16 protein-coding genes are annotated in these 17,775 nt (G+C 63.1%); 4 read left to right on the forward strand and 12 right to left on the reverse strand.

The genetic code is table 11. The features are described 5' to 3' along the window. Positions 1–115: 115 nt before the first annotated feature. The 4 genes from KW568_RS22580 to KW568_RS22595 form a co-directional block, all read right to left on the reverse strand. The gene (locus KW568_RS22580; RefSeq protein ID WP_003252444.1) at positions 116–754 is read right to left on the reverse strand and encodes a C40 family peptidase; all 639 of its coding nucleotides are present in this window, start codon (positions 752–754) and stop codon (positions 116–118) included. A 127-nt stretch (positions 755–881) separates the two neighbouring features. Further along, positions 882–1,589 carry a DnaA regulatory inactivator Hda gene (gene hda / locus KW568_RS22585; RefSeq protein ID WP_003252443.1) on the reverse strand — a complete coding sequence of 236 codons (708 nt, stop codon included), beginning with the start codon at positions 1,587–1,589 and terminating at the stop codon, positions 882–884. A 239-nt stretch (positions 1,590–1,828) separates the two neighbouring features. Next, positions 1,829–2,902, reverse strand: coding sequence for an AI-2E family transporter (locus KW568_RS22590; RefSeq protein ID WP_003252442.1), 1,074 nt, complete (start codon positions 2,900–2,902; stop codon positions 1,829–1,831). A 12-nt stretch (positions 2,903–2,914) separates the two neighbouring features. Continuing rightward, complete coding sequence (locus KW568_RS22595; RefSeq protein ID WP_054888944.1) at positions 2,915–3,982, reverse strand: DUF2066 domain-containing protein; 1,068 nt, start codon at positions 3,980–3,982, stop codon at positions 2,915–2,917. Between the two features lie 320 nt (positions 3,983–4,302). Between KW568_RS22595 and purM the strand changes: the two genes are divergently transcribed. The 4 genes from purM (at position 4,303) to KW568_RS22615 (ending at position 7,116) form a co-directional block, all read left to right on the forward strand. Next, entirely contained in the window at positions 4,303–5,361 is a 1,059-nt protein-coding gene (gene purM / locus KW568_RS22600) for a phosphoribosylformylglycinamidine cyclo-ligase (RefSeq protein ID WP_003252437.1), read from the forward strand. Beyond that, on the forward strand, positions 5,361–6,014 hold the full coding sequence (purN, locus tag KW568_RS22605) for a phosphoribosylglycinamide formyltransferase (protein WP_003252434.1): 654 nt from the start codon (positions 5,361–5,363) through the stop codon (positions 6,012–6,014). The genes purM and purN overlap by 1 nt, the downstream gene beginning before the upstream one ends. A gap of 8 nt (positions 6,015–6,022) precedes the next feature. Further along, the gene (locus tag KW568_RS22610) at positions 6,023–6,733 is read left to right on the forward strand and encodes a DUF3108 domain-containing protein (RefSeq protein WP_019752389.1); all 711 of its coding nucleotides are present in this window, start codon (positions 6,023–6,025) and stop codon (positions 6,731–6,733) included. A gap of 200 nt (positions 6,734–6,933) precedes the next feature. Then, a complete protein-coding gene (locus KW568_RS22615) occupies positions 6,934–7,116 on the forward strand; it encodes a hypothetical protein (protein WP_012053456.1) in 183 nt (60 codons plus the stop codon). Between the two features lie 100 nt (positions 7,117–7,216). On the opposite strand, the gene KW568_RS22620 is transcribed toward KW568_RS22615, so the two are convergent. The 8 genes from KW568_RS22620 to cysM form a co-directional block, all read right to left on the reverse strand. Next, positions 7,217–9,475: a GMC oxidoreductase gene (locus tag KW568_RS22620; RefSeq protein ID WP_003252429.1), complete on the reverse strand. Its 2,259-nt coding sequence runs from the start codon at positions 9,473–9,475 to the stop codon at positions 7,217–7,219. Then, complete coding sequence (locus tag KW568_RS22625) at positions 9,472–9,963, reverse strand: hypothetical protein (protein WP_003252427.1); 492 nt, start codon at positions 9,961–9,963, stop codon at positions 9,472–9,474. Before KW568_RS22625 ends, KW568_RS22620 begins: the two co-directional genes overlap by 4 nt. 4 nt (positions 9,964–9,967) lie before the next feature. Further along, entirely contained in the window at positions 9,968–11,308 is a 1,341-nt protein-coding gene (locus KW568_RS22630) for a hypothetical protein (RefSeq protein WP_054888941.1), read from the reverse strand. Between the two features lie 310 nt (positions 11,309–11,618). Then, the gene (locus KW568_RS22635) at positions 11,619–12,158 is read right to left on the reverse strand and encodes a DUF2058 domain-containing protein (RefSeq protein ID WP_003252424.1); all 540 of its coding nucleotides are present in this window, start codon (positions 12,156–12,158) and stop codon (positions 11,619–11,621) included. 26 nt (positions 12,159–12,184) lie between these two features. Next, a complete protein-coding gene (gene mazG, locus KW568_RS22640) occupies positions 12,185–13,018 on the reverse strand; it encodes a nucleoside triphosphate pyrophosphohydrolase (protein WP_003252422.1) in 834 nt (277 codons plus the stop codon). 125 nt (positions 13,019–13,143) lie between these two features. Continuing rightward, positions 13,144–15,384 (reverse strand): GTP diphosphokinase, encoded by a 2,241-nt coding sequence (relA, locus tag KW568_RS22645; RefSeq protein WP_003252420.1) that lies wholly within the window; start codon positions 15,382–15,384, stop codon positions 13,144–13,146. 96 nt (positions 15,385–15,480) lie between these two features. After that, on the reverse strand, positions 15,481–16,839 hold the full coding sequence (gene rlmD / locus KW568_RS22650) for a 23S rRNA (uracil(1939)-C(5))-methyltransferase RlmD (RefSeq protein ID WP_003252418.1): 1,359 nt from the start codon (positions 16,837–16,839) through the stop codon (positions 15,481–15,483). Beyond that, positions 16,840–17,739: a cysteine synthase CysM gene (gene cysM, locus KW568_RS22655; protein ID WP_003252416.1), complete on the reverse strand. Its 900-nt coding sequence runs from the start codon at positions 17,737–17,739 to the stop codon at positions 16,840–16,842. Positions 17,740–17,775: the final 36 nt, after the last annotated feature.

Genomic DNA, 17,775 nt, shown 5'->3' on the forward strand with positions numbered 1-17,775 from the left:
GCTGCGCTGCAGCCGAAAAGAGTTGAGAATTTAGATTAGACGCTTTCTGTAAATGAGCACGGCGGCGAGCTTTTTTTAAAGCATCACCGCCGCGGCAGGGTACATCATTTTGATATCAGTTGCGCGCGATGTTGGTCGGCGCCATGGCCAAGGCTCGCTTGGCTTCAATGAAGGTCTTGCTCCAGTAACGATCACCGAGGCTGTCGATGCGCACACCACCACTGCGGCGGCTGCTGGAGTGGATGAACTGGTTGTCACCCAGGTAGATCCCGGCATGGCTTACCCGGCCACGGCCATTGGTGCTGAAGAACAGCAGGTCACCTGGCTTGAGCTTGTTGCGGGCCACTTTCGGGGCATCGACGTTGATCATTTCACGCGTGGAGCGCGGCAGCGTCATGCCCGCCTCTTCGCGGAACAGGTAACCGATGAAGCCACTGCAGTCGAAGCCGGACTTTTCCGAGGTACCACCGAAGCGGTAGCGGGTGCCGATCAACGACATGCCACGCTCGAGAATGCTGTCAGCCAGAACCGGCAATTGGTAAGGCTTGCTGCCGGAGAAAGACGCCAGGTCATCTTCGGTGGCCAGCTCTTCCGGCTCGCCGAACACCGACGAGGAAGAGGCTTTGGCGTTGATTGCCGATTGTGCAGTGATCGGCGTGTGATCCTGGGGCTGAGATACCGGGCCTTGGGCCGCGCAGCCAAAAAGCAGGGTCACGAGTGCGAGTGGCACGAGGGGTGCGAAGCGCTTCAGCATGGGCACGACCGTGTCTGTAATCCTTTAGAAGGGTGAAACTATGCCCTCTATCATGGCCATTTGCAAATTTTATCGAAAAAGATGTGACTTTTTTGTTTTACCGCTCTGGCCCAGGGTTTTCAGGGGGTTACCAGCCGAGGGTTTCCTTGAGAAAAGGAATGGTGAGCTTGCGTTGTGCCTGCAGCGACGCCTGATCGAGGCGCTCGAGCAAGTCGAACAACGCGCTCATGCTCCGCGCGCCGCGGGTGAGGATGAAATGGCCGACTTCGTCGGTCAGGTGCAGGCCACGGCGCGAAGCTCGCAGCTGCAAGGCGCGCAGCTTGTCTTCGTCGGACAGGCCGCGCATCTGGAACACCAGGGCCAGGGTCAACCGCGACTTCAGGTCCGGCAGCTTGATCGGCAGCTCACGCGGTGATGCCGAGGCAGCCAGCAGCAAGCGTCGGCCGCTGTCGCGCAAACGGTTGAACAGGTGGAACATGGCCTCTTCCCAATCAGCCTTGCCGGCGATCACGTGCAGATCGTCGATGCACACCAGTTCGTACTGGGCCAGGTAGTCGAGCAGTTCGACGCCACGATCGAGCAATTGCGCCAGCGGCAGGTACACAGCAGGCTCGCCACGTTGCTGGAAGCGATGGGTGGCGGCCTGCAGCAGGTGGGAACGGCCAACACCCTGCTTGCCCCACAGGTAGATAAGGCTCTCGGTCCAGCCGGCGTCGGCTTCGCATAGCCGCTCGACGTAACCCAATGCCGCAGCATTGGCGCCCGGATAGTAGTTGATGAAGGTGGCGTCATCGCGCAGGCGCACACCCAGGGGCAACTGGATCGGTGGTTTCATGCTCGCGGGCGGTCGACGGGACCGCTGGGGGCCTTTGGTGAACAATCTGCAAAGTCTATACCCGCAACGCGGGGCGCACAATCTCGACTGCAGATAGGGCAAGCAAAATCAACAAGTTGCGCTGCACAAGCGAACGACGGATGCAGGACAAACCGTGCTCAGCGCCCGCGAGATCGGGCGCCGCGAGGCGGCGCTCAATTTCGCGGGCGCGAAACAGCTCAAGACGAAACACAGGGTGTTCAAAGCTCCGGGTCGATGTTCCCGGCGTACATATCCGATTCCTTGTACAGGGCATGCACATGCCGCAGCAGCACCATGATCACCGCCGCCACCGGCAGCGCCAGCAGCACACCGGTGAAGCCGAACAGTTCACCCCCGGCGAGGATGGCAAAGATTACTGCAACCGGGTGCAGGCCGATGCGATCGCCCACCAGCAGAGGGGTCAGCACCATACCCTCCAACGCCTGCCCGACCATGAACACCGCAACGATGCCCAGCATCGGATACAGGTCGCCACCGAACTGGAACAGGCCAGCCACCAGCGCGGCACCAATGCCAATGATGAAGCCCATGTACGGCACGATGGCCGCAAGGCCTGCAAGCATGCCGATCAGCAGACCGAGTTCGAGCCCCACCAGCATCAGGCCGGCTGAATAGATGACGCCCAGGGCCAGCATCACCATCAGTTGCCCGCGCACGAATGCCCCCAGCACTTCATGGCATTCACCTGCCAGGCCCATCACTTGTGGCTCGCGCTGGCGCGGCAGCAGGCCGCGCAGCTTGCCCATCATCAAGTCCCAATCGCGCAGCAGATAGAAGCCCACTACCGGAATCAGCACCATGTTGGCCAACCAGCCCACCAACGCCAGGCTTGAGGCGGTGGCCTGGGACAGCAGCATGCCGACGATATCGGTGGTCTGCCCCATGTGCGCGCCGATGGCGGCCTTGATCTTGTCGAACTTCCAGAAACCATCGGCCAGGCCAAGGCGGCCCTGTACCCACGGCAGCGCGACATGCTCAAGCCAGTCGAGCATCTGCGGCGCCAACTCGTACAGGCGCACCAACTGCTTGGCCAGCATCGGCACAAGCACCAGCAACAACGCCAACAGCAACAGGGTGAACAGGCCGAACACCACCACCACACCCCAGGTACGCGAAAGCCCCAGGCGCTCGAGACGATCGACCAGCGGGTCGGCCAGGTAGGCCAGCATGATGCCGACCAGGAACGGCGTAAGAATATTGTGCAGGCTATAAAGCAGCACAGCGATCAGCAGTGCAGCGCCCAGCCAGATCCAGCGACGCATGTCAGTCACGGTAAGCGCCCCTTACCAGCGGAAACGCAAGCCGTCGAACGGCTTGGGTGCTGGCTGCGCAGGCGCGGGCTGCCCGGCTGCGGCGTCCACTGCCGGTGCTGGCATGGCCGGCACCGCCGGTGCCTGCTCGACCGGCACTTCCTGCAGCTTGGCCAGGCCAAGCTGGGCACGTAGCTGTTCACGATTGCCCGTAACCCCGTAGGTCAGGGTAGTGCCTTCAGCCGCCTGCAAGCGTGGGCCATAGGGCTCCAGCACGCGGGCCAGCTCAGCATAGCGCTGCAGGTTCATGCCCTGCACTTGCACCTGCAACTGGCTGCTGGCACCCGGCCGGGTAACGTAGCGCGGCGCCAGGCGGCTGCTTACCGCCATCATCACCGCGTCAGCCAAGGCGGCCTGGTCGGCGCCCTCGGCAGTGCCCTGCTCACGCTGGTCGCCCAGCCACAGCTGCCACTTGCCCTGCCACTTGCCGTCGGCTTCCTGGGCATGTACCGCCAGCAAAGCATCGGCGCCGTAGCGCTCGGAAGCTTCGCGCAGCGGCGCCGGATCGTTGCCTTCGATCTGCTTGGCATTGGCGACCAGCTGCTCCTGCAAGTCGGCCAGCGGCAAGCGCAACGGCAGACCACGGTGCTGGGCGGCGCGGCGCAGGGGTTGGGCACTGGCCTGGCCATCACCGACCAGGTTGCTGCCCTCAACGGTGTCGTTCAACCACCACCCCAGTATCGAGGGCCGGTTACTGCCCCACAAAGCCAGGCCAGCCTTGCGCAAAGCCCGCTCGGTGCTACCGGGGTCGAACTCGACCACGACCGACTCAGGCGGGCCGGCTTCGCTGCCCACCTGGTTGATGATCTGCTGTGGGTCCTTGCGCAGCTCGGCCAATGCAGGGCTCTGCACGGCCTTTGGGTCACCGGTCAGACGCTGCACCAACGTGTCCAGGGCTTTGACTGTGGCCGCGGTACGGGCTTCGGCGCCCGGCCCGGTGACCGGCTCGCGCACCTGATAAAGGCCGGAGACATTTTCAGCCAGGGCCGTGGCCGAGATCAGGGCCAGGCAACCGGCTGCCAGAATATTGAACAAACGCATGGAGGATTCCTGTCCAGTCGAGCTTCAAGCCGTAAGCTTCAAGCTGCAAGAAAAAGCAGGCCGAGCGCCAGGCTGCATTGTCGTGCAGCCGCAAGCTCGTTGCTTGCAGCTTATACACATGCAACCGCATCAACCACCCTCCCGCTTTTTTCAACAATTACCGCCCTGCCCGTCGGCCTGAGGATGGCCGCTGCCCGGCAACCCTGATAAAATCGCGCGCCTTCACAGACCACTGACGTTTCAGACCGCCGCCGCTTATCAGCCGGCCTTGGCCGTCATGGTCGTTTTTAAGAATCCCTCCCTCCTAAAGGCCTGGATCAATGAGCAAGCAACCCTCCCTGAGCTACAAGGACGCCGGTGTAGACATCGACGCCGGCGAAGCACTGGTCGAACGCATCAAGGGCGTGGCAAAACGCACCGCACGCCCTGAAGTCATGGGTGGCCTGGGCGGCTTCGGCGCCCTCTGCGAGATCCCGGCCGGCTACAAACAGCCGGTGCTGGTCTCCGGCACCGACGGCGTCGGCACCAAGCTGCGCCTGGCGCTGAACCTGAACAAGCACGACAGCATCGGCCAGGATCTGGTCGCCATGTGCGTCAACGACCTGGTCGTCTGCGGCGCCGAGCCGCTGTTCTTCCTCGACTACTACGCCACTGGCAAGCTGAACGTTGACGTGGCCGCCACCGTGGTCACCGGCATCGGCGCCGGTTGCGAACTGGCCGGCTGCTCGCTGGTCGGTGGTGAAACCGCCGAAATGCCTGGCATGTACGAAGGCGAAGACTACGACCTGGCCGGTTTCTGCGTAGGCGTGGTGGAAAAGGCCGAAATCATCGACGGCTCCAAGGTTGCCACCGGTGATGCGCTGATCGCCCTGCCGTCCTCGGGCCCGCACTCCAACGGCTACTCGCTGATCCGCAAGATCCTCGAAGTGTCGGCTACCGACATCGAGAACACCCAGCTGGACGGCAAGCCGCTGACCGACCTGCTGATGGCGCCGACCCGCATCTACGTCAAACCGCTGCTGCAGCTGATCAAAAACACCGGCGCCGTCAAGGCCATGGCCCACATCACCGGCGGCGGCCTGCTGGACAACATCCCGCGCGTACTGCCGAAAAACGCCCAGGCCGTGGTTGACGTGGCCAGCTGGCAGCGCCCGGCGGTGTTCGACTTCCTGCAGGAAAAAGGCAACGTCGACGAGCACGAAATGCACCGCGTACTGAACTGCGGCGTGGGCATGGTCATCTGCGTGGCCCAGGACCAGGTCGAAGCCGCCCTGAACGAACTGCGCGCCGCCGGTGAGCAACCGTGGGTAATCGGCCACATCGCCGAAGCCGCCGAAGGCGCTGCCCAGGTCGAGCTGCAGAACCTCAAGGCACACTGATGCCGAGCAAGACCTGCAATGTAGTGGTACTGCTGTCGGGCTCCGGCAGCAACCTGCAAGCCCTGATCGACAGCTGCCAAGGGCAGGACAGCCCGGTGCGTATCCGCGCGGTGGTTTCCAACCGCGCCGATGCCTACGGCCTGCAACGCGCCGCAGCGGCCGGCATCGACAGCGTCGTGCTCGACCACACCCAGTTCGACGGCCGTGAAGCCTTCGATGCCGCGCTGATGGCGCGCATCGACGGCTTTGCCCCGGACCTGGTCGTGCTGGCCGGTTTCATGCGCATCCTCAGTGGCGACTTCGTGCGCCACTATCAGGGCCGTCTGCTCAACATCCACCCGTCGCTGCTGCCCAAGTACAAGGGCCTGCATACGCATCGCCGGGCATTGGAAGCTGGCGACGCCGAGCATGGCTGCAGCGTACACTTCGTGACTGAGGAACTCGATGGCGGCCCACTGGTCGTACAGGCTGTGGTACCGGTGGCGTCTGATGACACCGTCGAAAGCCTGGCACAGCGGGTACACCATCAGGAACACCTGATCTACCCACTGGCGGTGCGCTGGTTCGCTGAAGGGCGCTTGCGTCTCGGCGAACACGGTGCATTACTGGACGGCCAGCCACTGGCGGCCAGCGGTCACTTGATTCGATCCTAGGAGAATTTATGCGTCGCGCCCTGCTCTTGGCTCTCGCCGTGCTCGCCCTGCCCCTCCAGGCAGCTGAACTGAAGCCCTTCTCGGCCAGCTACACCGCCGACTGGAAGCAGCTGCCCATGAGCGGCACCGCCGAGCGCAGCCTGGTCAAAAATGCCGATGGTACCTGGGACCTTAACTTCAAGGCTTCCATGATGATCGCCAGCCTGACCGAGCAAAGCACCCTGCGCCTGGACAACGACACCCTGCTGCCGCAGAAGTACCACTTCGAGCGCGGCGGCCTGGGCAAGGCCAAAAAGGTCGACCTGAACTTCGACTGGAGCACCAAGAAGATCACCGGCAGCGACCGTGGCGATGCCGTCAACCTGACACTGAACCGCGGCGTACTGGACAAGTCCTCCTACCAGTTGGCCCTGCAGCACGACGTGGCCGCAGGCAAGAAGAGCATGACCTACCAGGTGGTGGACGGCGACGAGATCGACACCTACGACTTCCGCGTACTGGGCACCGAAAAGGTCACCACCAAGACCGGCCAGGTCGATGCCGTGAAGGTCGAGCGCGTGCGCGATCCCAGCCAGAGCAAGCGCATCACCGAGCTGTGGTTCGCCAAGAACTGGGACTACCTGCTGGTGCAACTGCGCCAGGTGGAGACCGATGGCAAGGAGTACGTGATCGTGCTGCAGGATGGCACGGTCGATGGCAAGCCGGTGAAGGGCAACTGATCGCGCACTGCCTGCAACACCTGAAGCCCCGCCCTGTGCGGGGCTTTTCTTTGCTGCGAAAAAGCCCCCCCAGGCAGCATCCCTTCGAGCTTCATGAAACTTGTTTCATGCCTGTTTTACTTACTTAGTCTGCTAACAAACTCTATAAAGAAGACGTGCGACACACTGTCGCAGCCATCTTGAAGAAGTGGAGTTTACCGATGACTGTCCAAGTAACCGAACGCGACGAATCGAGAATGTCCCACGAAGGCCTGGCCGCTGGCGTGCGGATCTGGGATGTGTACCAGCAAGGCCAACTGGTGGGCATGTTCCATAACGAACACGAAGCACACCAATACCGCGTAGAGCTTGAAGACCTGGAAAACCAGCGCACCACGCAATGACCCTGCCCATTGCGGCGACCCCCTGACTCACCAGGGCTGAGTGAGCAACCCCACAATACTGCGGCATTACCGGAGCATTGTGGGGTTGCCATGTCAGGGCCTACACCGCCCCGAAACGCACCTCTACCGACAGGCTGCCCAGGTTATCGCTCAGGCCAGCCCCGTAACGCCCGTCCAGGTCGTCATTGATGCACAGCTGCAGCTCACCTTGCTGGCCACGCGGCAATTGCACCTGGTTGCCGACCAGGAACGGCGCACCGCTGTTGCCGATACGCCCGATCAACGCCCCTTCCGGTTGACCAGGCAAGGCATAGCCGGGCTTGGCGATCAACCTTGGGTTGCCCGCCGCGCCAACCATGCCGGTGGCCGGGTTCGCCGTCCACTGCCCGCCCGTGCATACCGCCAACTGCCAGCTCTGCCCATTGACCTGCATGCCCGTGCCCTGCCATGCCTGGTTGGCCTGCACCTGCACGGTGCGCTTGAGCAGGTCGCTGGCCACCACGTCGGCGGCCTGGAACGTCAACGCGGTGATGGTCAAGGTCGGGTTGGCGGTGCCGGTAGTGGGGAACACGCCGTCGCCGACCAGGAACAGGTTGGGGTGGTCCCAGCTGCGCTGGTCCTTGTCCACCACCGACGTGGTGCGGTCCGAGCCCATGCGGTAGGTGCCCATCAGGTGGCCAGCGCCGTAGAACGGGTAGTTCTGGCCGTCGTACTCAAACACCGTTTGCGAGCCGGGCTCAAGCTTAGGGTTCAGGTCGGTCAGCTCGGTAGCGCCCATCAGTTCGGTGATGATGTGCGTGGCGGCCAGGCGCGCCTGCTTGAAACCCTCCTTGGTGTAGTCGGACAGTTCGTAGGTGATCTGCGGCCGAGGCAGGCCCAAGCCGTCGGCGAACTCCGTACTCCTCTCCACCCGGCACAGCGCATTATCGGGGTCTTTCTCCACCTGCTCGATCAAGAAGCCCAGACGGAACTGGCGGGTCAGCACGCTGTTGAGCTGCTGCACCAGCGCCTGGCCGGACAACGCCAGCTTGCTGGGGTTAGCGCCGCCGTGGTTGGTGCCGTCGATGAAATCGCAGACCGAGGTGTAGGGGTCATTCACCGACCAGTTCCAGCCCTCGTTGCCGATTTCGATACGCCAGGCGGCACGCTGGCTGCGGAACGGGCCATCGCGCATGTCCTCAATCCCCGAGGTGGACAACGGCCCACGGAACGGGAACAGCGGCTTGCCTTCGGGCATCAGCCCCCAGGCCAGGTACACCGGGTGGTCAGCCAACGCCTGGCCGACCTGGCCGCTGCTGTTGGCGACCCCTTTAGGGCTGTTCGGGCCGATGGAGTTGAGCAGCAACTTCGGCGTTTCGATCGCGTGGGCGGCGATTACGTAGCGTTTGCCCTGGGCCGTGCCGTTCTGGCGCGTACCATTGTTCTGGTACTGGATGAAATCGATGCCCGTGACCCCATTGGCATCGACCTGCACCTGGCTCGCCACGGTCTGGTAAAGGATGCGCACGTTGCCGGTATCCAGTGCCTTGGCCATGGTCACGGTGGCGTCGTACTTGGCCTGGATCGGGCAGATCGGCGTGCAGCTGGTATTGCCAGCGCACACCCGACGGCCGTTATCATTCTGCGAGTTGCGCCCGGCCGGCGTCTGCCGGACGTTGAGGGTGACACCTGGGTACGGCTTGCCGTCGGGCCCCTTCTCCGGGCTTTGGTACACGGTGCCCGTGACGTGCTTGCCCAGGCCCTGGTCAACCAGCGACGGCGGGATGCCATGCATGCTGTATTTGTAGCCCTGCGGGAAGGTCACGCCCAGGTAAGTCTGCGAGGCGACATCCGCGGACACGCCCATCTCTTCCTCGGCGCGGCAGTAGGCAGTCTGCAGGTCGTCGTAACTGAGCGGCCAGTCGACCCCGACGTTGTACGCAGTGCGCATGCGAAAGTCGTTGGGCAACAGGCGCAGGGCCGTGCCCATCCAGTGCCACATGGTGCCGCCGCCTACCCGCTCGTAGGTGCTGGCGAACAGGTGCGGCCCCTTCTGCACCAGGTAGCTTTTCTGCGCCTTGTTCGGGTCTTGGCTACCCGCGGTGATCAGGTCCTGGATGGTCGCCCGTGGCGCGAACTGCGTGGCCGGGGTCTGCTCGCTCTGCTCAGGTGGGTACGGCGACTCGGGCGCTTTGAGCACCGCGGTGTAGAAGCGCTCCAGGTACTCGCTGCGATTGGGCGGAATGGCCGGGCCCGATTCGAGCACCAGCACTTTCAACCCGGCCAGGCCCAACTGGTAGGCCATGACACTGCCGGCCATGCCGGCGCCCACCACGATCACATCGGCAGTTTCGATGTTCTGGGTTTGTACATTGCTCATGGCTGCTGCCCTTCCTTGGCGTCGACACCGGTGAATTGCTTGAGGGTCGGTGGCTGTTCACCCCAGTACCCGAAGTGGAACTGGCTGTAGCCCATAGGGTGAGATTGGGCGATCTTCCACGCCCAGCTCTCCTTGTAGGCCTGGTCGGAGACCACACGCGTGTCACCCGTGCGGGCGTTGCCCAGGTCGTAGGGTTGGTACCAACTGCCGAGCAGCCACAGCTTCATGATCGAGCGGGCGCCCTGGGCGATTTGCGGGTTCGCGTTAGCGAGCACGGCGCTGGCGATTTGCGCGGGCGGCTGGCTCTGGATGCTGGCGTACAGCTCCAGCAGGCTGCTGAACGCCTCAAGGCCCATGCCTTGCTGGGCGGTGGCGAAGAACACCGGCGGCAGGTTGATCGGGTCGACGGAAGGTGCCAGCAGCTTGGCCGACAGGCCAGTGAGCACGGCGGACAAGCCGATGAAGTTCTGCAGGTTCTGGTCGCTCATGGCATCACTCCTTGGCGCCGGTGGATTGGGCACGTTCAAGCAGGAAAGTGAAATCGGCGAAGCTGGTGCGTGGCGACTGGGTCACGCGGGTGGTCGCGTTGTTGTGGCACTCCATGCAGCTGGACGAGGCCTGCGGGGTGGTGCCCTGGTTGTAGGTCTCCAGGGTGGCGTTAGCCAGGAAGTTCGGCGCAGGCGTACCTAGCGGGTTGGTCGGCGACGGCACCTGGCAGTCATCGGCCGGGGCGGTGGGCCACTGGGTGCTGATCAGGTGGTAGTTGGCCCACACCGTGCCCTTGAGCGCGCCTTGCCACTGCGCGTTGAGCTGTTGGGTGGCGGCGGTGACGGGAATTTCACGCACGATCTGCGAGGGGATGGCCTTCTTCGACGGGTCCCATGGTTGCGCGGGCGGCTCGTTCACCGGGCGGTTGCTGGCCTGGGCGTCGTAGAACAGGTAGGGCCCTTTGCGCTCGTTCATTGGCGTGGTCTTTTCCGGCACGTTGCGCACGTGCTCGAACGTCGACCATACCCACTGCGGTGCGCCTTCGGTCTTGTGCACGATGTGCAGGCCTACCAGCCCGACCTTCTGCGCATTGCACGATTCGGGGATCACCGCCCCCTTGTTCGGGTCGGCGTTGCCGGGGGTGTAGACCAGCGCGTCGACGGCGTGGAACTCCTGCGGGTTGTCGCTGCCATCGAGCACTTTCCAGGCCGACTTGACCATGATCGCGCCGACCTGCTGGGCCTTTTGCGAACCGCAGGCGAAAGCGATGCGGTTGTCGGCCTTGCTCAGGAACGCTTGCTGGCCTTCCTTGCTGTACAGGCCATTGTTGACGATGTCATCGAACATTGGCTGGTTGACCATGATCGCGTTGCGCGTGTAGGTGCCGCTTTGGTCGACCAGCGGGCCGGTCTTGAACGGCTGGATGAACTCATCGAGCACCCCGGCGACCTTGCCCATCTGTTGCAGCACCGGCAAGTCACCCTTGCCTTCACAGGCCGCGGGCACGGGCGCCTGCTGGTCCCAGGCGACGGGCTTCTGCCCCTTGGGCAGGAAAATCTCGTAGCTTTCTTTCCACGACTCCCACACGGTCTTGCCGGGCGCGCCGATCTTCGCCGAGGTGTTGGCACTGCCGTCGGCGTTGGCGGGCCAGTTCAGGGCGACGAAGGTTTGCCACGACAGCACGTCGAAATCGTGTTGCAGGTTGTCCAGGGTGAAGGGGGGATTGGCGGTGACATCGAAGGGAATCGCAGGTGACAGCACCGGCGGGCTGGCCGCATCGGCCATGGCGAACGCACTGGTGAAGCTCGCACCCAGGCACGCCAACCGTTTCAGGGTTATTTTCATTGTCGTCTCCTCAGCAGATAAAGCGTCGGGACGACGAGGCGTACTGGCCCTTCCTGGACCGAATGTTCAGCGCTATCCCTGACGCTAAGCTGGAGGCTAGCCGTTGTGCCGGAACCCTAAGAAATGTCCGACGAACGGAGGGAACCAAGACGATAGTACAAGTGACTAACCGCGCCGGTTCGGTGAGCGGCGAACCCTTTCGCGACGCAAGGCCAGCGTCTTCTTGAGAACGCGCGTGTCGCGAAAGGGCCGCAGAGCGGCCCTGCGATCTTGAATGAACCGCATTAACGCCAAGGCGAGGTTTTCGTGTTTACCACATCAGATCATCAGGGATCTTGTAAGCCGCGTACGGGTCGTCTTCGTCCGTTTCCTCGACATGGCTGTTGAGCAGCAGAATACGGCCAGGGTCGCGCTCCTGGATCTTCAAGGCGGCCTCACGGGGGATAACCTCGTAACCACCGGCATGGGCTACCACGGCCAGCGCGCCGTTGCTCAGCTTGGTGCGCATCAGGGCGTTGACGGCAATGCGCTTGACCTTCTTGTCGTCGACGAAGTTGTAGTAATCCTCGGTGCTCAGTTTGGGCAGGCGAGTGGCCTCGATCAGTTGCTTGACCTGCGCGGCACGGGCCTTCTGCTCGGCCTTTTCCTGCTGCTGGCGGTTCAGTTCCTGGTCACGCCGGGCTTTTTCAGCCATGGCTTCCTTGGCCATGCGCTGCTGGCTGTCGTCGACTTCGACCTGGCCTTTGTGCTCCATGCGCTTCTGTTTCTTTTCAGCTTTGTTGGTCTGCGAGACCTGTTTCTGGTTGACCAGACCGGCTTTGAGCAATTGGTCGCGAAGGGAAAGGCTCATGAATATTCACTCACTTATGCAACAGCTCAGCCGCAGCTGGGCAGGTTCTTTTCCTGACGTTTGGCTTCCCCCCAAAGGGCATCCAGCTCGTCAAGGTCACAATCTTCAATGGGGCGGCCACTGTCGCGCAATGCCTGTTCGATAAAACGGAAACGTCGTTCGAACTTGCGATTGGCGCGGCGTAGCGCATGCTCTGGGTCTTGCTTGAGGTGGCGGGCCAGGTTGACCGCAGCAAACAGCAAGTCGCCGACTTCATCTTCCAGCGCATCGGCGTCGCCGTCGGCCATGGCCTGCAGCACTTCATCCAGCTCTTCGCGGACCTTGTCCAGCACCGGCAACGCCGCCGGCCAGTCGAAACCGACCGTGGCCGCACGTTTTTGCAGTTTGGCTGCCCGCGACAGCGCCGGCAAGGTTGCCGGCACGTCATCAAGCAGCGACAGCTGTTCGGGCTGGCTCTTCTCCGCGCGCTCTTCGGCCTTGATTTCTTCCCAGCGCGACTTGACCTGGGCTTCGCTCAGGCTGGGCGTGTCCACCGGCGCGTACAGCTCGCCAGTCGGAAAAACGTGCGGGTGGCGGCGGATGAGCTTGCGGGTGATGCTGTCGACCACACCATCGAACTCGAAACGCCCTTCTTCGCGGGCCAGCTGGCTGTAGTAGACCACCTGGAACAGCAAATCGCCCAGCTCGCCTTGCAAGTGCTCGAAATCGCCGCGCTCAATGGTGTCAGCGACCTCGTAGGCCTCTTCGATAGTGTGTGGGACGATGCTGGCGTAGTTCTGCTTCAGGTCCCACGGGCAGCCGTACTGCGGGTCGCGCAGGCGGGCCATGAGATGCAGCAGGTCGTCAAGGGTGTAGGTCATTCAATCAGGTCCTTTCAGTGGCGCCTTCTTCGCGGGTAAACCCGCTCCCACAGGATGGGTGCAGCTTTCGAAATCTGCACCTTACCTGTAGGAGCGGGTTTACCCGCGAAGCAGACGCCCCGGTCTCAAGGGGTACGATTACGCCGCGTCTCGATGATGTTCGGCAACTGCGAGATCCGCCCCAGCAGGCGCCCCAGCGCGTCCAGGCCTGGAATCTCGATGGTCAGCGACATCAGCGCGGTGTTGTCTTCCTTGTTCGAACGGGTATTCACCGCCAGCACGTTGATCTTCTCGTTCAGCAGCACCTGCGACACATCGCGCAGCAGGCCCGGGCGATCGTAGGCACGGATGACGATGTCGACCGGGTAGGTCTGCACCGGGATCGGCCCCCAGCTCACCTGGATCATGCGCTCTGGCTCCTTGCCCGCCAGCTGCAGTACCGAGGCGCAGTCCTGGCGATGAATGCTCACGCCACGGCCCTGGGTGATGTAACCGACAATGGCATCGCCCGGTAGCGGCTGGCAGCAGCCGGCCATCTGTGTCAGCAGGTTGCCGACACCCTGGATCTGAATGTCGCCACGCTTACCGGTACGCGGCCCGGTAGGCTTGCGCGGCACCAGCTCGATCTGCTCGATACGCTCAGGCTCCAGCAACTGCTGGGCAGCGTTGACCAGATGAGCCAGGCGCAGGTCGCCAGCACCGAGCGAGGCAAACATGTCCTCGGCGGTCTTGACGTTGGTCTTCTCGGCCAGGCGCTCGAAATCAACCTGCGGCAGGCCCAGACGACTGAGTTCGCGCTCAAGCAAGGTCTTGCCGGCAGCAACGTTCTGGTCGCGGGCCTGCAATTTGAACCAGTGGACGATCTTGGCCCGCGCCCGTGAGGTGGTCACGTAGCCCAGGTTGGAGTTCAACCAGTCACGGCTAGGGTTGCCGTGCTTGCTGGTGATGATCTCCACCTGCTCGCCAGTCTGCAGGCTGTAGTTCAGCGGCACGATACGGCCGTTGATCTTCGCGCCGCGGCAGTTGTGGCCGATCTCGGTGTGCACGCGGTAGGCAAAGTCCAGTGGCGTGGCGCCTTTGGGCAGGTCGATGGCGTGGCCGTCGGGGGTGAACACATAAACCCGGTCAGGCTCGATGTCGACCCGCAACTGCTCGGCCAGGCCACCGATGTCGCCCAGCTCTTCGTGCCATTCCAGCACCTGGCGCAACCAGGAAATCTTTTCTTCGTAGTGGTTGGAGCTGGGCTTGACGTCGGTGCCCTTGTAGCGCCAGTGGGCGCATACCCCAAGTTCGGCCTCTTCGTGCATGCCGTGGGTGCGGATCTGCACCTCCAGCACCTTGCCCTCGGGGCCGATTACCGCAGTGTGCAACGAGCGGTAGCCGTTCTCCTTGGGGTTGGCGATGTAGTCGTCGAACTCCTTGGGAATATGCCGCCACAAGGTGTGCACGATGCCCAGCGCGGTGTAGCAGTCGCGGATTTCCGGCACCAGCACGCGCACCGCACGCACGTCGTAGATCTGGCTGAATTCCAGGCCTTTGCGCTGCATCTTGCGCCAGATCGAATAGATATGTTTCGCCCGACCGCTGATGTCGGCATTTACGCCAGTGGCGAGCAACTCGTTCTGCAACTGGTTCATCACGTCGCTGATGAAGCGCTCGCGGTCCAGTCGCCGCTCATGCAACAGCTTGGCGATCTGCTTGTACTGGTCGGGCTCCAGGTAGCGGAAGGACAGGTCTTCCAGCTCCCACTTGATGTGACCGATACCCAGGCGGTGTGCGAGCGGCGCGTAGATGTCGAACACTTCACGCGCGACACGCAGGCGTTTCTCGTCATCGGCGGACTTGACCGCCCGAATTGCGCACGTGCGTTCGGCCAGCTTGATCAGCGCCACGCGCACGTCGTCGACCATGGCCACCAGCATCTTGCGCAGGTTCTCGACCTGCGCCTGCGAGCCCAGCACCAGCGACTGTCGTGGGCTGAGGCTGGCACTGATGGCGGCCATGCGCAGCACGCCGTCGATCAGCTTGGACACCACCGGGCCAAAACGCTGGCTGACCTCGGCGAGGGTGACCTTGCCCTCGCGCACCGAGCGGTAGATGACCGCAGCCACCAGAGAGTCCTGGTCGAGCTTGAGGTCAGCAAGAATTTCGGCGATTTCCAGGCCTGCCTGGAAGCTGGACGTACCATCCGCCCAGGAATGCTTGGCCGGGTTGCCCTTTTTCTCTACCTCAAGAGCAAACTCGCAGGCTTCTTTCAGCGCTGCGCGATCCAGTGCCGAATCGACGCTTACCACATGGTCCAACCATGCTTCGAGATTGATACTGCCGTCGGTGTTGACCGGCTGGTGCACTCTCACCTGTACCATCTTTGTTTTACCTTTCCATGCAGCACACCATACGGGTGTGCTGGCGATCACCGTGCGGCCGCCATTCCGTGGCAACCGCACCAAGGGGCCAGTCAGCTAGCCCGCTTCGAATAACGCCATGGCCTCGACATGCGCCGTCTGAGGAAACATGTCGAGAATCCCGGCCCTTTTTAACCGGTACCCCTGGCCGACCAGCACTTGGGCGTCTCTCGCCAGCGTGGCCGGGTTGCACGATACGTAGACCAGCCTTCTGGCCTTGAGGCGGGCGATGCCTTGCACCACCTCGAAAGCACCGTCGCGCGGTGGATCCAAGAGTACCGCAGAAAAGCCCTCGGCGGCCCATCCGGTGCCTGCCAAAGGCTGCGATAAATCGGCCTGAAAAAACCGTGCGTTATGCACATTGTTGTTCCGGGCATTGGCCGCGGCCCGATCGACCATGGCCTGTACACCTTCCACTGCCACCACCTCACGCGCCTGGCGGGCCAGCGGCAGGGCAAAGTTGCCCAGACCGCAGAACAAGTCCAGCACACGCTCGTCGGCTTGTGGCGCGAGCCAGGCCAGGGCCTGCTCGATCATCGCCGTATTGACCTGGGCATTCACCTGCACGAAATCGCCCGGGCGCCAGGCCAGCTCCAGCTGCCAAGGTGCCAGGGCAAACCCCAACTGCGCCGCTGGGTCCACGGGCGCCGGCTCACCTTCGCCTTGCAGCCATAGCTGGGCGTTGGCCTGCTCGCAGAACGCTTGCAGCCTGGCCTGGTCCTCGGCCGGCAACGGCGCGACGTGGCGCACCAGAACCGCCTCGGCGGTGCCACTGAACAGCTCTACATGGCCCAGCGCCTGCGGCTTGCTCAACGAACGCAGCACCGTCGGCAAGTGGCGCAAAATGGACTGCAAGGGTTGTACCAGCACTGCACAATCGTCGATGGCAATGATGTCCTGGCTGGCTTCGGCGCGGAAACCCACCTCCAGCTGACGCGCCTTGACGTCCCAACGCACGGCCACACGGGCGCGGCGCCGGTAGCCGAATTCCGGCCCGCTCAGGGGGGCAGCCCACGCCTCGGGTTGCACGCCGGCCACCCGCTGCAACTGCTCGGCGAGGGTGCGCTGCTTCAGCGCCAGTTGCGCGTCGTGCGGCAGGTGCTGCAGGTTGCAGCCACCGCAGCGGTCGTAGTAGCGACATGGCGCCTCACGGCGCTCGGGCGCGGCCTGCAGCAACCGCTCCAGGCGTGCCTCGACCACTTTGCCACGGGCGTTGAGCACCCGCGCCTCCACGGCCTCACCGGCCAAGGCGCCGCTGACGAACCAGGTACGCCCGTCGAGGAAGGCAATGCCACGGCCGTCACCGGCCAGGCGCTCGATGTCCAGGCGCTGCTTCTTTCCCACTGGGACCTGGGGGGTGCGATTGCCGCCGGCCGGCTGGAAGCGCAGGCCGCTGTTGCTTTTTTTCTTGGACATTTAGCGTGGATCAAACAGGCCGGTGGACAGATAACGGTCGCCGCGGTCGCAAATGATCGCAACCATGACCGCATTTTCCACTTCGCGGGACAGGCGCAACATGGCCGCGACCGCACCACCAGAAGACACGCCGCAGAAAATGCCCTCTTCACGCGCAAGGCGACGGGTGGTGTCTTCGGCTTCCTGCTGCGACATGTCGACCACGCGGTCGACGCGGGTGGCATCGAAGATTTTCGGCAGGTATTCCTCGGGCCAGCGGCGAATGCCCGGAATAGCCGAGCCCTCCATCGGTTGCAGGCCGATGATCTGCACCGCGGGGTTCTGTTCCTTGAGGTACTGCGAGCAGCCCATGATGGTACCGGTGGTCCCCATGGAGCTGACGAAATGGGTAATGGTGCCCTGGGTCTGCTGCCAGATCTCCGGGCCGGTGCTGTTGTAGTGGGCGATCGGGTTGTCGCCGTTGGCGAACTGGTCGAGCACCAGGCCACGGCCTTCGGCCTGCAGCTTCTCGGCCAGGTCACGGGCGCCTTCCATCCCCTCCTCCTTGGTCACCAGGATCAGCTCGGCGCCATAGGCCGTCATGGCGGCCTTGCGCTCGGCGGTGGAGTTGTCGGGCATGATCAGGATCATCTTGTAGCCCTTGATCGCCGCCGCCATCGCCAGGGCGATGCCGGTGTTGCCGGAGGTGGCTTCGATCAGGGTATCGCCTGGCTTGATCTGGCCGCGCAGTTCGGCGCGAGCGATCATCGACAGTGCCGGGCGGTCTTTCACCGAGCCGGCAGGATTGTTACCTTCGAGCTTGAGCAGGAGGGTATTGCTGGTTTCGCCAGCGATGCGCTGCAGGCGAACCAGTGGCGTATTGCCGACGCAATCGGCGATGGTTGGGTACTGCACGGTCATGGCGTATTTCGCAATCCGGACGGCGGGGGTGCCTAT

Source organism: Pseudomonas sp. HD6515, assembly GCF_024971855.1.
Lineage (GTDB): Bacteria > Pseudomonadota > Gammaproteobacteria > Pseudomonadales > Pseudomonadaceae > Aquipseudomonas > Aquipseudomonas alloputida.

Coding starts and splice junctions, on each gene's coding strand:
- purM (WP_003252437.1), top strand. CDS start 4,303: ATGAGCAAGCAACCCTCCCTGAGCTACAAGGACGCCGGTGTAGACATC.
- KW568_RS22595 (WP_054888944.1), bottom strand. CDS start 3,982: ATGCGTTTGTTCAATATTCTGGCAGCCGGTTGCCTGGCCCTGATCTCG.
- mazG (WP_003252422.1), bottom strand. CDS start 13,018: ATGACCTACACCCTTGACGACCTGCTGCATCTCATGGCCCGCCTGCGC.
- KW568_RS22620 (WP_003252429.1), bottom strand. CDS start 9,475: ATGAGCAATGTACAAACCCAGAACATCGAAACTGCCGATGTGATCGTG.
- KW568_RS22615 (WP_012053456.1), top strand. CDS start 6,934: ATGACTGTCCAAGTAACCGAACGCGACGAATCGAGAATGTCCCACGAA.
- relA (WP_003252420.1), bottom strand. CDS start 15,384: ATGGTACAGGTGAGAGTGCACCAGCCGGTCAACACCGACGGCAGTATC.
- rlmD (WP_003252418.1), bottom strand. CDS start 16,839: ATGTCCAAGAAAAAAAGCAACAGCGGCCTGCGCTTCCAGCCGGCCGGC.
- hda (WP_003252443.1), bottom strand. CDS start 1,589: ATGAAACCACCGATCCAGTTGCCCCTGGGTGTGCGCCTGCGCGATGAC.
- KW568_RS22625 (WP_003252427.1), bottom strand. CDS start 9,963: ATGAGCGACCAGAACCTGCAGAACTTCATCGGCTTGTCCGCCGTGCTC.
- KW568_RS22580 (WP_003252444.1), bottom strand. CDS start 754: ATGCTGAAGCGCTTCGCACCCCTCGTGCCACTCGCACTCGTGACCCTG.
- KW568_RS22635 (WP_003252424.1), bottom strand. CDS start 12,158: ATGAGCCTTTCCCTTCGCGACCAATTGCTCAAAGCCGGTCTGGTCAAC.
- KW568_RS22630 (WP_054888941.1), bottom strand. CDS start 11,308: ATGAAAATAACCCTGAAACGGTTGGCGTGCCTGGGTGCGAGCTTCACC.
- purN (WP_003252434.1), top strand. CDS start 5,361: ATGCCGAGCAAGACCTGCAATGTAGTGGTACTGCTGTCGGGCTCCGGC.
- cysM (WP_003252416.1), bottom strand. CDS start 17,739: ATGACCGTGCAGTACCCAACCATCGCCGATTGCGTCGGCAATACGCCA.
- KW568_RS22610 (WP_019752389.1), top strand. CDS start 6,023: ATGCGTCGCGCCCTGCTCTTGGCTCTCGCCGTGCTCGCCCTGCCCCTC.